Annotated in this window: 14 protein-coding genes, 1 tRNA gene and 1 pseudogene; 7 read left to right on the top strand and 9 right to left on the bottom strand. The window is 64.2% G+C overall.

Annotated features, from left to right (window positions below):
• Window positions 1-3 precede the first annotated feature (3 nt).
• On the bottom strand, window positions 4-321 hold the full coding sequence (locus QP803_RS09490) for a hypothetical protein (RefSeq protein WP_284947523.1): 318 nt from the start codon (window positions 319-321) through the stop codon (window positions 4-6).
• A gap of 49 nt (window positions 322-370) precedes the next feature.
• On the opposite strand from QP803_RS09490, the gene QP803_RS09495 reads away from it, so the two are divergent.
• Window positions 371-1,366 carry a metalloregulator ArsR/SmtB family transcription factor gene (locus tag QP803_RS09495; protein WP_284947524.1) on the top strand — a complete coding sequence of 332 codons (996 nt, stop codon included), beginning with the start codon at window positions 371-373 and terminating at the stop codon, window positions 1,364-1,366.
• A complete protein-coding gene (gene metH / locus QP803_RS09500; protein WP_284947525.1) occupies window positions 1,363-4,857 on the top strand; it encodes a methionine synthase in 3,495 nt (1,164 codons plus the stop codon). Before QP803_RS09495 ends, metH begins: the two co-directional genes overlap by 4 nt.
• 47 nt (window positions 4,858-4,904) lie before the next feature.
• Here metH and QP803_RS09505 read toward each other — a convergent pair whose 3' ends face one another.
• The 3 genes from QP803_RS09505 to QP803_RS09515 form a co-directional block, all read right to left on the bottom strand.
• A complete protein-coding gene (locus QP803_RS09505; protein ID WP_284947526.1) occupies window positions 4,905-5,453 on the bottom strand; it encodes a DUF1003 domain-containing protein in 549 nt (182 codons plus the stop codon).
• A 17-nt stretch (window positions 5,454-5,470) separates the two neighbouring features.
• Window positions 5,471-6,370 (bottom strand): MBL fold metallo-hydrolase, encoded by a 900-nt coding sequence (locus QP803_RS09510; protein WP_284947527.1) that lies wholly within the window; start codon window positions 6,368-6,370, stop codon window positions 5,471-5,473.
• A 261-nt stretch (window positions 6,371-6,631) separates the two neighbouring features.
• Entirely contained in the window at window positions 6,632-7,369 is a 738-nt protein-coding gene (locus QP803_RS09515) for a dienelactone hydrolase family protein (RefSeq protein ID WP_284947528.1), read from the bottom strand.
• 176 nt (window positions 7,370-7,545) lie between these two features.
• Between QP803_RS09515 and QP803_RS09520 the strand changes: the two genes are divergently transcribed.
• Window positions 7,546-9,087: a peptide chain release factor 3 gene (locus QP803_RS09520; RefSeq protein ID WP_284947529.1), complete on the top strand. Its 1,542-nt coding sequence runs from the start codon at window positions 7,546-7,548 to the stop codon at window positions 9,085-9,087.
• A gap of 15 nt (window positions 9,088-9,102) precedes the next feature.
• Window positions 9,103-10,086, top strand: coding sequence for a D-2-hydroxyacid dehydrogenase family protein (locus QP803_RS09525; protein WP_284947530.1), 984 nt, complete (start codon window positions 9,103-9,105; stop codon window positions 10,084-10,086).
• Between the two features lie 149 nt (window positions 10,087-10,235).
• On the opposite strand, the gene murA is transcribed toward QP803_RS09525, so the two are convergent.
• The 3 genes from murA to QP803_RS09540 form a co-directional block, all read right to left on the bottom strand.
• Window positions 10,236-11,498: a UDP-N-acetylglucosamine 1-carboxyvinyltransferase gene (murA, locus tag QP803_RS09530; RefSeq protein ID WP_284947531.1), complete on the bottom strand. Its 1,263-nt coding sequence runs from the start codon at window positions 11,496-11,498 to the stop codon at window positions 10,236-10,238.
• A gap of 17 nt (window positions 11,499-11,515) precedes the next feature.
• Entirely contained in the window at window positions 11,516-12,070 is a 555-nt protein-coding gene (dcd, locus tag QP803_RS09535) for a dCTP deaminase (protein WP_284947532.1), read from the bottom strand.
• Window positions 12,071-12,147: 77 nt separating this feature from the next.
• The gene (locus tag QP803_RS09540; protein WP_284947533.1) at window positions 12,148-12,339 is read right to left on the bottom strand and encodes a hypothetical protein; all 192 of its coding nucleotides are present in this window, start codon (window positions 12,337-12,339) and stop codon (window positions 12,148-12,150) included.
• 316 nt (window positions 12,340-12,655) lie between these two features.
• Between QP803_RS09540 and QP803_RS09545 the strand changes: the two genes are divergently transcribed.
• From QP803_RS09545 to QP803_RS09555, 3 genes are all read left to right on the top strand, one after another.
• Window positions 12,656-14,335 (top strand): putative bifunctional diguanylate cyclase/phosphodiesterase, encoded by a 1,680-nt coding sequence (locus QP803_RS09545; RefSeq protein WP_284947534.1) that lies wholly within the window; start codon window positions 12,656-12,658, stop codon window positions 14,333-14,335.
• Window positions 14,336-14,492: 157 nt separating this feature from the next.
• A complete protein-coding gene (locus tag QP803_RS09550; RefSeq protein ID WP_284947535.1) occupies window positions 14,493-14,792 on the top strand; it encodes a hypothetical protein in 300 nt (99 codons plus the stop codon).
• Between the two features lie 118 nt (window positions 14,793-14,910).
• A complete protein-coding gene (locus QP803_RS09555) occupies window positions 14,911-15,180 on the top strand; it encodes a hypothetical protein (protein WP_284947536.1) in 270 nt (89 codons plus the stop codon).
• Window positions 15,181-15,234: 54 nt separating this feature from the next.
• Here QP803_RS09555 and QP803_RS09560 read toward each other — a convergent pair.
• Window positions 15,235-15,309: transfer RNA gene (locus QP803_RS09560), tRNA-Thr, on the bottom strand.
• Window positions 15,310-15,448: 139 nt separating this feature from the next.
• Window positions 15,449-15,655: pseudogene (locus QP803_RS09565) on the bottom strand (hypothetical protein); the annotation flags it as partial.
• Window positions 15,656-15,757 lie beyond the last annotated feature (102 nt).

The raw sequence follows: 15,757 nt of genomic DNA on the forward strand, positions 1-15,757 counted from the left end.
CGGCTACGGCTCCAACCGGTAACAGGCCGAGGCCAGACCATCATTGACCAAGGCCGCGCGCACAGCCTGTTCCCCGGCGGCGTCGCCGGGCACGATGCCAAGGCGCGTGAAAAACGCCACCTCGCCCGTCGCGCGGGCGCGAAACAGCCGCCCCAAAGCCTCGGCCACCGGGCTCCGCGCCACGCAGCAGGCGCAGCCAAGGACGTGACCCGCCTCCGCAGCGGCCCAGGGCGCCACGGCAGCATCTTCGACCAGCCAGCCGGTGTTCACACTGTCGTCACGCGCCTCGGCGAAGAAGACGGGAATGCGCGCATCCATCATTCTGCTCATCGAGTAGACATAAACATATGTATATGTCACATCAAGAGCCATGGATGGTGTTCTCCTCGCATTACGGGCGGCGGCCGAGCCGACCCGGCTCCGTCTGCTGGCCCTCGCCGGTCTCGGCACCTTCTGCGTGAGCGAGCTGGTGACGATCCTTGGCCAGTCCCAGCCACGGCTGTCCCGGCACCTGCGTCTGCTGGTCCAGGCGGGGCTGCTGCGCCGCCAGCAGGAGGGCGTGCATAGCTGGTTCGCCTTGACCGAAGCCGCCGACCCGCGCGGCCAGCTCGCCCGCTCCATCCTCGCGCAGCTTCCCCCACAGGATGCGCTTCTCGCGGCCGACCGTCGCCTCGCGGCGCAGGCGCTGTCGGAACGCGCGCGCATCGCCTCGGAAAGCTTTCAGCGCCAGGGCGCGGATTGGGATGAGATGAAGGCGCTGGGCTTGCCCGCCGATCAGGTCGAGCCTGTGCTGCTCCAGATCGTGGGTCCCGGTGAACTCGGCAGCATCCTCGATATCGGAACCGGCACCGGCCGCGTGCTGGAACTGCTCGGCCCCCGCGCGCGCCTGGGCCTTGGCATCGATGCCAGCGCCGCCATGCTGGCCCTCGCCCGCTCACGCCTCGGCCAGGCTGGCCTGCCGCAATGCACCGTGCGACAGGCCGATATGTATCGGCTGCCGCTGCCGGATGGTGGCGCAGGCCATGGCTTCCACCACGCCGTGTTGCAGATGGTGCTGCACCACGCCGAGGATCCGCAGGCGGTGCTGCGGGAGGCTGCGCGCGTGCTGCGCGATGGCGGCCAGATCATCGTGGTGGATCTCGCGCCCCATCGCCGCCATGACCTGACGGCGCGTCTGGCCCATCGCCATAACGGCTTTCATGACGACGAGATGCGACGGATGCTGCAACGGGTCGGCCTGACCGTCGCGGGCGCCGCCACCATTCCCGGCCCACTCGCGATCAAGATATGGTCCGGCGCCGTCGTCAGCCGACCTGCCTATGCCCATCCCCTTTCCGCTCCAGACCGACAAGGTGCCAGCTTATGAGCAGCCGCCCGCATCTTCTTGACGCCCTGCGTGACCAGGTTCTGCTGTGTGACGGCGGCATGGGCAGCCGCGTCCAGGCGCTGACGCTCGACATCGAAAAAGACTTCTGGAACCGGGAAAACTGCACCGAGGTGCTGAACCTGTCGCGGCCGGAGATGGTGCGCGAAATCCATCGCGGCTATTTCGAAGCCGGTGCCGATATGGTGGAGACCAATACCTTCGGCGGCAGTCCGATTACCCTCGCCGAATTCGAGCTTGAAGACCGCACCATCGAAATCAACCGCGTGGCGGCCGAACTGGCACGCGAAGCGGCCGACAGCTTTTCGGACGGTCGGCATCGCTATGTGGTGGGCAGCATCGGGCCTGGCACCAAGCTGCCGAGCCTCGGCAATATCGCCTACGACCTGCTGGAAGCGGCCCTGGCCGAGCAAAGCCGTGGCCTGATCGCTGGCGGCGTCGATGCCATTCTGATCGAGACCTGCCAGGACACCTTGCAGATCAAGGCCGCCGTCAATGGCGCCAAGATTGCGCGGCGTGAGGCAGGCAGCAGCACGCCGATCTTCGTGCAAGTCACCGTGGAAACCACCGGCACCCTGCTGGTGGGGCCGGATATCGCCGCCGCCGCGACGGTGATTGACGCACTGGATGTACCGCTGATCGGGCTGAACTGCGCCACAGGCCCGCAGGAAATGGCTGAGCACATCCGCTGGCTCGCCACCAATTGGCGTGGCCTGATTTCGGTACAGCCCAATGCCGGCTTGCCGGAACTGGTGGACGGCCAGACCCATTACCCGCTGGGCGCCGAAGCCATGGCGAGCTGGGTCGAGCGTTACGTCGCCGAAGACGGCCTCAACCTCATCGGCGGCTGCTGCGGCACCTCGACCCCGCATATCATGGCGCTGGACCAGATGCTGCGCCGTCGCGCCGGTTCGGGCATCAGACCCGTGCCGGTGCTGCGCAAGCCGGTCTGGGTCCCCTCCGTAGCCAGCCTCTATGGCCAGACGCCGCTGCGACAGGAAAACAGCTATTTCTCCATCGGTGAGCGTTGCAATGCCAACGGCTCGAAGAAATGGCGTGAGTTGCAGGAAGGTCAGGATTGGGACGGTTGCGTCGCGATGGGCCGCGACCAGATCGGCGAAGGCTCCAACGCCCTCGACATCTGCACCGCCTTCGTCGGGCGCGACGAAATCGCGGAGATGAACGAGGTGGTGCGCCGCTTCACCGGCAGCGTGAATTCGCCGCTGGTCATCGACAGCACCGAGCGCATCGTGCTGGAAGCCGCGCTGAAGCTGCATGGCGGCAAGCCGATCATCAACTCGATCAATTTCGAGGATGGCGAGAAGCCGGCCGAAGATCGCATGCTGATGGCCAAGAAGTTCGGCACGGCGGTGATCGCGCTCACCATCGACGAGCCCGGCATGGCCAAGACCGCCGAAGACAAGCTGCGCATCGCGCGTCGGTTGGTGGAATTTTGCTGCGACAAGCACGGCCTGCCGCAATCGGATCTGCTCATCGATCCGCTGACCTTCACCATCGCCACGGGCAATGAGGATGACCGCAAGCTTGGTCAATGGACGTTGGAGGGGATCAAGCTGATCCGGGACGCTTTCCCCGACATCCAGATCATCCTCGGCCTGTCGAATATCAGCTTCGGCCTCAATCCCGCAGCGCGGGCAGTGTTGAATTCGGTGTTCCTCGACCATGCGCTCAAGGCCGGCATGACCGGCGCCATCGTGCATGTCAGCAAAATCCGGCCGCTGCATCTGATCGCAGCGGAGGAAGTGAAGGTCTGCGAAGATCTGATCTTCGATCGCCGCGAAGAAGGCTACGATCCGCTCAAAAAGCTGCTGGAGATCTTCGCCGACCGCAAATTGATCGACGCGACCGCCAAGGTGCGGTCTGCAACCGTCGAGGGCCGGTTGAAAGACCGCATCGTGGACGGCGACCGCAAGGGCCTGTCCGAGGATCTCGCCGAGGCGATGAAGACCAATGCGCCGCTCGACATCATCAACGGGATTCTGCTCGACGGTATGAAGGTGGTGGGTGAGCTGTTCGGCGCCGGCAAGATGCAGTTACCCTTCGTGCTGCAAAGCGCGGAGACGATGAAGGCCGCCGTCGCCTATCTCGAACCCTTCATGGAAAAGATCGAGGGCCAGGAAAAAGGCACCATCGTACTCGCCACCGTGCGCGGCGATGTGCATGACATCGGCAAGAACCTCGTCGATATCATCCTGACCAATAACGGCTATCGCGTCATCAATCTCGGCATCAAGGTGCCGCTGGTCGACATGATCGCGGCAGTGAAGGAGCATAAGGCGCATGCCATCGGCATGTCCGGCCTGCTGGTGAAATCTACTGTCGTCATGAAGGACAATCTGGAAGAGCTGACGCGCCAGGGATTGGAAATTCCGATCCTGCTCGGTGGGGCGGCGCTGACGCGCAACTTCGTCGAGGATGACTGCGTTCGTGCCTATGCCTCCGGCAGGGTCGCGTATGCGCGCGATGCCTTCGACGGCTTGTCGCTGATGGAGAAGGTCACCGGCAATGGCTTCGACGATTACATGGCGGCGGTGCAATCGCGCCGCGCCGGCAAATCCCGCAACACCGCCCGCACGCTGGGCCAGGCGGATGCGAAGGCCTTCGCGCCGGTCGATGTCAAAGCGGTGCAAGCGCGCCGCCGGGGCCTGACGCAGGACCAGCCGGTGATCGTGCCGCCCTTCTGGGGTGCGCGCACGGTGGAGGCGCCGCCGCGTGCGCTGGTGCCCTTCCTCAACGAGCGCAGCCTGTATCAGTTCCAATGGGGCTTTCGGAAACAGGGCAAGTCGCTAGAGGATTTCATCGGCTGGGCGAAGCAGGAGCTGCGGCCGATCATGCGCCGGATGCTGGCGCTGTGTGAGGAGCAAGACATCCTCAAGCCGCAGGCGATCTATGGCTATTGGAAAGCCGCCGGCCAGGGCAATGATCTTATTCTGTTTGCCGAGGACGGCCAGACGGAATTGTGTCGCTTCGCCCTGCCCCGCCAGCCGCGTGAGGATGGCGATTGCATCGCCGATTTCTTCCGTGACGTGGATGACGCCGAGCGTGACGTGATCGGGTTGCAGGTGGTGACCGTCGGCCAGAAGCCATCCGACCTCGCACGCGTGTGGTTCGAGGAAAACCGTTACCAGGACTACCTCTATCTCCATGGCCTGTCGGTCGAGATGGCCGAGGCGATGGCCGAATATACGCATAAGCGCATTCGCGCCGAGCTTGGTTTCTCCGGCGAGGATGATCGCGACATGGAAAAGATGCTCGGCCAGGGCTATCGCGGGTCGCGCTATTCCTTCGGCTATCCCGCCTGCCCGCGCATCGAGGATCAGGAGCCAATCCTGAAGCTTCTCGATGCCGCGCGCATCGGCGTGTCGCTGTCAGACGAGAGCCAGCTTCACCCCGAGCAATCGACCAGTGCGCTTGTGGTGCTCAACGCGCGCGCGAAGTATTTTTCGGTGTAGGCCCAATCCGTCATCCGCGCACGTGACGCGCGGATGACGAGAACGAATCAAACAGGCGCCTCGGTCGCCAGTTCCTCATGACTGTTTTTGATCGCATCGAGAACCGATTGCGGGTCGGCAGCGACCGACATGGCGGCGGCCTCGTGATCGACGCGGTTGGAGAGAAAAGGCGACTCCCGTCGCATTTCTTCCAAAAGCTCGATGATCTTGGCGGATTTCTGTTCGCCCAGAATGGCCAGCTCCAGCGTGAGCTGGTCACGATGCGCGGCAAGCTGATCCTCTCGTCGCTGCGTCACCAGGATCAGCACCGTGGTGTAGAGGGCAACCAGGCTGCTGGCGCCGTCCAACCAGAAAAAGGGCGGCGGATCGATCGGCGTTCGGCCTAGCGCCATCGCGCCGAGGTTGAGAAGAACCCAGGCCAGCACGATCATGGTCAGCCAGGCGATGAAGCGTGGCCGCCCAACGGAGGCGGTGATGCGATCCACCGCGCGTTGCAGGGGCGTCGCCTGATTGTAGTGCTCCGCATGAAGCTGGGCGATCGCGCGCACCGTGTCTTCGATATGGGCCGGTAGAATCGGTGTAGCGTCGTCCTCCATGATGCCCGTCCCGTTCTTCAATCGTGCAGCGGATAGGATGTCGCGGCGCCGTCCGAAGCATAGACCCAGACGCGACCGACGCGGGTGACGCGCACGGGATAGCCGAAGATGTCTGTGTCCATGCGATAGGCCGCGCCGTTCAAAACCTCGGTCAGCGCGTCCGCCGTGTCGGTGATCAGCGTTTCCTCGGCGATGGCGCGCGGCACATGCCCTGTGCAGATGGCATGGACGGGCGCGCTGAGCTTCGAGAGCTTGATGACGGACGCCAGCAGATCCTCCATCGATGACTCGTCATATTGCACGTAGTTGCCACCCTCCATCAGGGTATCGCCGGCGAACAGCACGCCATGGCGCTCGTCAAACAGGCAGATACCGTCCGGGCTATGGCCGGGCGTGTCGATCACGAGCAGCTTGCGGTCGCCGAGATCGACCTCGTCATCCTCACGCAGCAGGCCGGTGGCCGGCACGCCGCCGGGCATCCAGGCCTGGGCATCGAAGGTGCTGGGAAAATCACGCGGCTCCGTCTCCGGTGTCAGCGCATAGAAATCTGGCTCGGCCACGAGGCGCGCGCGGGCCTCGGCGATGATGGCGAGAAAACCTCGCAAATAGCGGTCGAGCAGGTCGCGCGGCGCGCGACGCTCCAACAGCGGGCCGCCGCGCTCCCCCGCCAGACGCTCGTAGAACTCGCCGTTTCCGCCGACGTGATCGAAATGGTAATGCGTATTGATCAGGGTGATGGGCTTGTCCGTGAGGCGCTCAACGACGGGTTTGATCGGCATGATGCCCATCCCGCTATCGATCAGCACGGCGCGGTCCCGCCCGACATAGAGCCAGCTCACCACATGCAGCGGCTCCGCGATCATCCAAAGATCGTGGTTGACGCGACGAACCTCGAACCAGCCTTTGTCGATGGTCATGACGCAGATCCCATTTGTGGCCGAGAGCAGTCATAACTGTCGGGGGTCGGTGCGGTCTTGCCAAGGGCTGGCAGTGCAACTGCTTCGCCGAAGCACAATCGCACGACACTCACCTTCATCGTCATGCGCGGACTTGATCCGCGCACCTACCCATCGTGGCGCCTTGACGGCGACTGGGCACCGGAACGGGTAGGCCCGCGGATCAAGTCCGCGGGTGACGGGGACGGGAAACTGGGGGGGACAGCACGCATCCGAGATCCCCTACCGCAACGCCCGGCTGAATAGCGCGAGGGCGGCGTCGTAACCGAAACGCGCAAGCTCGGGGTCGTAACGGGGTCCCTCATCCCGCATGAAGGCATGGGCGGCATTGACCTCATGCCACTCGAAACTCGCATCGAGCGCCGCCAAGCGCTCATGGATCACCGCGCGGCCCTCGGGTGGCACATGCGGGTCCTGCCGCCCGAAAACCATCAGCAACTCACCGGCAATTTCGCCGGCACGGGCGAGGCTGTCGTCGCCCCCCGCGCCCAGCGTATGGCCATGCAGATCGGTGGCGTAGAAGCAGGCCGTTGCCTTCACGTCGGGCTGCAGCGCCGCGCGAAACGCCAAATGCCCACCGAGACAGACGCCGAAGGCACCCAAAGCGCCGGTCGACGCCGGATGGTCTCGCAAGTGATCCAGCGCCGCCCGCGCATCGGCATCATGCGCCGCGACGGTCTTTTCGAATTTGAGGTCGTTGCCGCGCTTGGTGCCTTCGGTGTCATAGGCCAGCACCGTCCCGGCGGGCTCATACTCATGATAGACCTCGGGCACGCCGACCACGAAGCCATGCCCGGCCAAATAGGCCGCCGTGCGGCGGATCGGCGCCGTCACCTGATAGATCTCGGAATAGAGCAGGATCGCCGGAAACCGCCCCGCCGCTGCCGGCCGCAAAAGATGCAGCCGCATGACGCCGCTCGGCGTCGCAATATCGGCAAAGGCGTCGGCTTCGAGCCGCATGGCGTCCGTCCTCATTCAGAGGCCGGCATCCTGAACGCCGCGCGGACCGCGCGCCAGGGCATCGCTGCCCGCCGGGTGTGACATTTCCTTCACAGCCCCGTTCGCGCTAGATGGCGGTTCGCGCGCGGGCCGGCCGGGGCGGATCTGCACGCACAAGAGAGACTGAGGAGCAGCCGATGACCCCGAACGAGGAGATCGCGACCGAAATCGCGCGCCGGCGAACCTTCGCCATCATCTCCCATCCCGATGCCGGCAAAACCACCCTGACCGAGCGGCTTCTGCGCGCCGGTGGCGCCATTCAGCTCGCCGGCAATGTCCGCGCCAAGGGTGAGCGGCGCCGCACACGGTCGGACTGGATGGGCATCGAGCGCGATCGCGGCATCTCTGTCGTCACCTCCGTGATGACCTTCGAATACGAGGGCTGCGTCTTCAACCTGCTCGACACGCCGGGCCATGAGGACTTTTCCGAGGATACCTACCGCACGCTGACCGCGGTGGATTCGGCGGTGATGGTGATCGACGCCGCCAAGGGCATCGAGGAGCGAACGCGCAAGCTGTTCGAAATCTGCCGCCTGCGCGACATTCCGATCATCACCTTCATCAACAAGATGGACCGCGAAGCGCGCGACCCCTTCGACTTGCTGGATGAGGTCGCCAATACCCTGGCGCTGGACACCGCGCCGGTCACCTGGCCGGTCGGCCGCGCCTCGGACTTCGCAGGAACCTATGACCTGCGGACGCGGGATTTTCATCTCACCACGCCGCTCGGCCAATCAGATCCCCGTATGATCACCTTGGCTGAGGAGGTCGATCTCGCCCGCGCCGCCTTGCCCGAGTTCGAGGTCGATGCCTTCCTGGCCGGCCACCTCACGCCAACCTTCTTCGGCAGTGCCATCAAGGATATCGGCGTCGAGGATCTGCTCAACGCTCTCGCCGATTTCGGCCCCAAGCCCCGCGCCCAGCCCGCAGATACGCGGGTGGTGCAGGCGACAGAGCCCAATCTCACGGCGCTGGTCTTCAAGATCCAGGCGAATATGGACCCCAATCACCGCGACCGGATCGCCTTCGCGCGGGTCTGCTCGGGCAAGTTGGTGCGCGGCATGCGCCTCAAGCAGGTACGGACCGGCAAGCTCATCCCCCTGCACGCCCCGCAATTCTTCTTCGCGCGGGATCGCGCCTTGGCCGAGGAAGCCTATGCCGGGGATGTCGTCGGCATTCCCAATCACGGCACCCTGCGCATCGGCGATACGCTGAGCGCCGAGGAGACGCTGAACTTCGTCGGCGTGCCCTATTTCGCGCCGGAGATTCTGCGCCGCGTTCATCTCGACGACGCCATGAAGGCCAAGAAGCTGCGCCAGGCGCTTCAAGAACTGGCCGAGGAAGGCGTGGTGCAGCTGTTCCGCCCGCAGGACGGGTCGCCGCCCATCGTCGGCGTCGTCGGCACCTTGCAGCTCGACGTGCTCGCCGCACGGCTGGCGGGCGAATACGGCACCTCCATCACCTTCGAATCGACGCCGTATTCTTTGGCGCGCTGGGTCACCGGGGACCGTGTGGCCCTGGCCAATTTCATCGCCGTGCAGCGGACCGCCATGGCCGATGATGTGGATGGCGACCCGGTCTTCCTGGCCAGTTCCGCCTTCATGATGAAGCGGGCGACAGAGGGGAATGCGACCTTGAGCTTCCGCGACATCAAGGACATCCGACCCGAAGCGGCCTAACGAGAAAGAGCCATTATGACCAAGATCGCCGTATTGGATGACTGGCAGGGCATTGCCCGCCAGAGTGCCGACTGGTCGAAGCTTGAGGCGCGGGCAGAGGTCGTGTTCTTCGATGAGGCCTTCGCAGATGAGGACGCCGCCGCCGCAGGCTTGGCGGAGTTCGACATCCTGCTGTCTATGCGCGAGCGCACGCCGATGCCGCGCTCGCTGATCCAGCGTCTGCCAAAGCTCGCCATGCTGGGCATCACCGGTGCCGCGAATCCCTCCCTCGATGTGGCGGCTTGCACCGAGCGTGGCATCGCCGTCTGCAATACCGTCGGTTACGGAAGCGGCGCCTTCGCGACCGCCGAACTGGCGCTCGGCCTGCTGATCGCCGCCGCGCGCGGCATTCCCCAAGGCGATGCCGGCATCCGGCAGGGCGAATTCCAGCACGGCGTTCCAGTCGGCATCAGCCTGGCGGGCAAGACCCTCGGCCTGATCGGCCTCGGCCGGTTGGGCGCGCGTATGGCGCGTTACGGCGAGGCGCTGGACATGACGATCCTCGCCTGGAGTCAAAACCTGACGGCCGAGACGGCGCAGGAAGCCGGCGCGGAACTCGTCTCCAAGGACGAATTGCTGGAGGGATCGGACGCGATCAGCCTGCATCTGGTGCTGTCGCCCCGCAGCCGGGGCATCATCGGTGCGGCCGATATCGCCCGCATGAAGCCGGGCGCAATCCTGATCAATACCTCACGCGGGCCCTTGGTCGATGAGGCAGCGCTCATCGCGGCGGTGACGGCCGGTCGGATCGTCGCGGCGCTGGATGTCTTCGACCGGGAGCCGCTGCCTGCCGACCATCCGCTGCGCACCGCGCCGAATACGGTACTGACACCGCATCTGGGCTATGGCGTCGCCGAGACCTGGGCCGTGTTTTATCCGCAAAGCGTCGAGAACGCCGTGTCGTTCCTCGACGGCAAGCCATTGCGGGTGATCAACCCGGAGGTTTTGGCCGCCGGCTGAGATTTTCCGGCGAATAAAGTTTTTTGTCATCCCCGGACTTGATCCGGGGACCTACCCATTCGGGCGCCCACACGTCGTCAAGTCGCCCCGACGGGTAGGTGCGCGGGTCAAGCCCGCGCATGACGAAAGAACTTTATTCGTGGAGCCTTCTACTCGCTGAAACGCTCGACCCGCGCGCCCACGGCAGACAGCTTGCCCTCGACATCCTCATAGCCGCGATCGAGGTGATAGACGCGGCTGACGACGGTCTCGCCCTTGGCGGCGAGGCCGGCGAGGATCAGCGATGACGAGGCCCGAAGGTCGGTCGCCATCACCGGCGCGCCGTGGAGCGAATCAACCCCCCGCACGATGGCCGAGGATCCATGCACATTTACCCGCGCCCCCATGCGGGTGAGCTCAGAGACATGCATGAAGCGGTTTTCGAAGATCGATTCGGTGATCATCGACGCGCCCTCGGCGACCACCATCATGGCCATGAACTGGGCCTGCATATCGGTCGGGAAACCCGGATAGGGCTCGGTCATGACATCCACGCCGTGCAGGCCATTGGCCCGGCGGACGCGCACGCCCTCGGGCACTTCGGTGATGAGGATGCCGGCGTCTTCCATGCTGCGGGCGACGGCGCCGAGATGCTCCATCCGCGCGTCCCGCAACACCACGTCACCGCCCGCAATACCCACGGCGCAGGCATAGGTGCCGGTCTCGATGCGGTCGGGAATGATCGCATGGGTCGCGGCATGCAGCTTCTCGACGCCCTCGATCACCAGTTCGCCGGTGCCGATTCCCGAAATCCGGGCGCCCATGGCGACCAGGCAATGGCACAGGTCGATGATCTCAGGCTCACGCGCCGCGTTGCGCAGCAAGGTGGTGCCCTCGGCAAGGCTCGCCGCCATCAGCAGGTTCTCGGTCGCGCCAACGGAGGGCATCGGGAAGATGATGGTGGCGCCGCGCAGGCGCCCGGCGACCTTCGCGACGACATAACCGAAATCGAGTTCGATCTCGGCGCCCATCTGCTGCAGGCCCTTGAGATGCAGATCGACCGGGCGGGTGCCGATGGCGCAGCCACCGGGCAGGGAGACGCGGGCCTCCCCCATGCGGGCGAGCAATGGCCCAAGCACGAGAATGGAGGCGCGCATCTTGCGCACGATGTCGTACGGCGCCTCGGTATTGGTAATCGGACCGCCAAGGGACAGGGAACGTCCGTCATTGCCTGTGCGCTCGACGGCGATGCCGTGCTGCGCGAGCAGGGAAGACATCGTCTCAATATCGGCGAGGCGCGGCACGCGGGTGAGAAGCAGGCGGTCTTCTGTGAGGAGCCCCGCCGCCATAAGGGGAAGGGCCGCATTCTTGGCCCCGCCAATGGGAATTTCGCCATGCAGCGGCCGGCCGCCGACGATCCTGATGCTGTCCATATATCCGATCCGATCCGCTACATGCGGGGCAGTGCGACGCCGCGCTGCCCCATGTATTTGCCTGCCTTGTCGGCGTAACTGACGTCCGGGGGCCCTTCGCCGCGCAGGAAAAGGAACTGGCAGATCCCCTCACCCGCATAGATTCGGGCCGGCAGCGGCGTCGTATTGCTGATCTCGATGGTGACCTGGCCTTCCCATTCGGGCTCCAGCGGGGTCACGTTCACGATGATGCCGCAACGCGCATAGGTCGATTTGCCCAGGCAGATCACCAGCACATCGCGCGGAATGCGAAAATATTCGATGGTATGGGCCAGCGCGAAGCTGTTTGGCGGGATGATGCAAACGTCCTGCTTGCGATCGACGAAGCTCGACGGATTGAAGTTCTTCGGATCGACGATTGCCGAATCGACATTCGTGAAGATCTTGAAGTCATCCGCGACCCGCGCGTCATAGCCATAGGACGACAGCCCATAGCTGATTACGCCCTCACGCTTCTGGGTTTCGACGAAGGGCTCGATCATGCCGTGCTCGGTCGCCAGGCGGCGGATGACGTGGTCGGGCAGCACAGGCATGGCATTGGCTCCGGCGGGTGGATGCGGAACTGCCGCTCATACCCTAAGCCAGAGGGTGCATCCTAGTGGTGCGATTCTCAAAACGCTGATTTGTCTGTCTCGGGCCCTGGGGACTGAAGCGGCTCCGGATCGGGCGCCTCACGGCCCCGCTCCTGCACCTTGCGGCGGCGAAGGTTGGCGCGCAGCGCCGCGGCCTGGCGCGCTTCCCGCGCGATGCGGGCGCGCTCGGCATGCGTCAGAGGGGGCGTATTGGGCTGTGTATCGGTCACGATCGCACATGAAGCGGGTCGGTTCGGCAAGTCAAACCGCGCCATCCGCCATCAGGGAAACGCTTCCCTCTCAACATCGCTGTCGCAACGGCTTGATCCATTACCCATATCCAGGCGTAATGACGCTAAGGTAGCGCGGTGCGGCAGGGGTCAGGTCAACGTCATTCCAGACCCTCCGACATTATTCGCTTTGGGAGTGTTATTCTCCAGTGGACAAGTTTGACGGCGGCTTGAGGTCATTCGCGCATCAAAACTTCGCCGATCATCATCGATGAGATCTGATCGTTCGCCTCACGCAATGCCCGCTTTGAATACCGTGAGCCGGCTGAGCCTGGCCCATTTCGAGCGTCTGGTGGCGGATACGCCGCGCGCTGTCATCTGTGCCGATGCGTCTCTCACCGTCACCTATTGGAACGCGGCGGCCGAGACGCTGTTCGGGTGGCGTGCTGACGACGCCGTCGGCCGGACGATCGACGACCTCATTCCAGGTCCGTTGCGGGCGGCGATCGGCGCCAGCCTCGCCCGCCTTCGGGCGGAGACCGGCGCGACCTTCATCAGCGAGACGATGGAGCTTGTCTCAGAGCACCCCGACGGCACCGAAATCTCAGCCGAAGTCACCCTTTCCTGCTGGTATGAGGAGGATGGGCAGCCTGGCTTGTGGATTTCCGCACGGGATGTGACCGGCAAGCGCGATGCGGAAACCCGCCTGTTGCACCTCGCTCACAATGATCCTTTGACGGGCTTGGCGAACCGCGCCTTCCTGACGGAGGCGCTTCAACGGGCTGAAGATACGGGCGTCCTCGTCGCGCTTATCCTGTTGAACCTAGATGGCTTCAGCCACGCCAATGACGCGCTCGGGCATGAAGCCGGGGACGCCGTCTTGCGAGAGGTCGCCGCCCGGATGAAGCTGCGGCTCGGCGACCGCGGCCTGCTCGTTCGGCTCGGCGGGGACGAATTCGCGGTGCTCCTAACTGATCCCGCCGCCAGCGCTGCGCCGGAAGCGATCGCCCATGAGTTGCAGGACAGCCTGATCCCTAAGCTGCTGTTTCTCGGTGATCGCGTTTTCAACATCGGTGCCAGCGCCGGCATCGCGGCCTTTCATGCCGGGGAAGCCGGAACCTTGCTCGCCAATGCCGATCTCGCGCTCTATCGCGCCAAAGGACTTGGGCGCGGCATGAGCCTCACCTTCGAGCCGGCCATGCGCGCAGATTACGACGCGCGGCAAATCCTGGAGCGAGAGGTGCGCCAGGCGACGGAACAAGGGCAGTTCACCCTGTTCTATCAGCCTCAGGTGCGTCTGCCTGACCGGGCGATCATCAGTGTCGAGGCGTTGATGCGGTGGCGTCACCCCACACGCGGGCTGCTGACGCCGGCGGAATTCCTGGCTGTCCTGGAAGTCAGTGCGCCGTCCGCCGAGGTAGGGGAATGGGTGATCGACGAAGCCTGCCGCCAGGCCGCCGTCTGGTGGGCTACAGGCCTGTCTTTGCGCGTCGCGGTGAATGTCTTCCCCGAGCAATTGCGGCGCGGCAATCTCGATACCGTGGTGGAGGCGGCCTTGGCGCGCCATAAGCTGCCGCCCGCGGCGATTGAACTAGAACTGACCGAGCGGCTGGTGATGACCAGTGCAGATGCGACCCTCGCGCCCTTATGGCGGCTGCATGAGCGCGGCGTCGCCATCGCCTTCGACGATTTCGGCACCGGCTTCGCTTCACTCTCAACGTTGAAGCGTTTTCCGATGACGCGCCTGAAGATCGACCGCAGCTTCGTGACCAACCTAGGCGCGGACCCGTACGATGCGGCGATCGTGGAGGCGGTCCTCACCTTGGGGCGTAGCCTGAAGCTCGACATCATCGCCGAAGGGGTCGAGACGGAGACGCAGGAAGACTATCTCATTCGGCATGGCTGCCTTGAGGCGCAAGGCTATCGCTACGGTCGGCCGATGCCGCCGGAGGAGATAGGGGCTACGGCGGGGACAGTGCAGTACCGGGGCTCGTAACGGTTTTTTCGTGACGGTCCCTTCGGCGCGAGGCCCGTCCGTATCCTCCAAAAGGATGATAGAGCTTTAGTTTGGGAGTCGATCTACCTATCTGGTCATCCGTTGATGTCCCATTTGGGACATGCGATTTATGCTTGGCCTTCGCACGGAGCCGGGTATGCCCAACACCAAACGAGCGGATCTCGTCCTTTTGGTCCAGGACAGCGCGCTTTTACATCTTACGCATGATCGCGCGCGCCTGCGCCGTCTGCAGGATGTCAAACATCATCGCACGCTCGCTGCGTATCAGATGCACCATCAATTGGATTCTCATGGCGTCGATGCATTAACGACGTCACTCAGTCTTGGCCGCATCGTTGATACATCACCGAAACCGAGCCTCGCCGACAGCGTCGAAATGTTACTGGAACAGGGTTATACCCGCAGTCAGTTGCGGTTACGCGGAACGCAGGAATGAGCGTGAGACCCGGAGTTACTCTTCAGTAAAAACCACAACGGTATTTGAAGTGACTGGCGGGGCATTCGCGGGCTAGGAGTGCGATTGTCGGCGCCGAATTCGTCGAATGGATGGACCCTTGGCCCTTAATCTTCCCAAAAGCATCGTATTTTCGGGCGCCGCCGCACACACGGCTGGACAGGCTATCGACACAAACCCCTGGCCTGCCGGTTCGCAGGAAAACGCCCAATGGGCGTCGGGCTGGATCGCGGCGCGCGTGCGCGCCAGTGACCCGCCTCTGCCGCCGCTTGGGCCGGAAAAGCGCCAGCAGGTTCGCACGTCCGCGGACGGCTTGTGGGACGACGCCGCGCGCAGCAGCGCGCGAGACAATGACGACGACGCACACTGAGTTCTCAGACGCACACTGAGGTCTCAGTGGAACTAAGCGTGTGTCTGAAACCGCTGGTGCTGCCGGAGGGGATTGAACTCTCGACCTCTCCCTTACCAAGGGAGTGCTCTACCACTGAGCTACGGCAGCGCACCGAGGCGCGCGGCGGCTTTCTAGGCTGGGAGGGCGCGGGAAGCAACCCTGCTCACAAGCGTCCAGCCCAGCCCAGCCCGATCGGGGTTTACTGCGCGGAGTCGCCGTAGGCCGCCGCACCCTGCTCCTGCTGCAGCCGCATGTGTTTCTTGTATTCGTGGCGCTTGTACATGCCGAGGCCACAGCCCGCGGCCGCGCCCAGAACCGCATGATGATGGGCGAGGTGGCCGCCCACAGCCCCCACCGCACCATACTTCAAACAGCCGCCCGGCTCCGCCTGGGCCACGCCCATCAGCAGGCCGGTCGTGGCCGCGACGGCAATCAGGTAACTGGGAAATCTCATCATGATCGATCTCTCACGGAATGAAGGCAGCGCACTGCCACGGTGGGCCTGTCACATGGGGTGGCCAGCCGTCGATGCCAGCACCCGGTCGCGAGGCTTGTG

The sequence above is a fragment of the Acidisoma sp. PAMC 29798 genome (assembly GCF_030252425.1).
Classification (GTDB): Bacteria; Pseudomonadota; Alphaproteobacteria; order Acetobacterales; family Acetobacteraceae; genus Acidisoma; species Acidisoma cladoniae.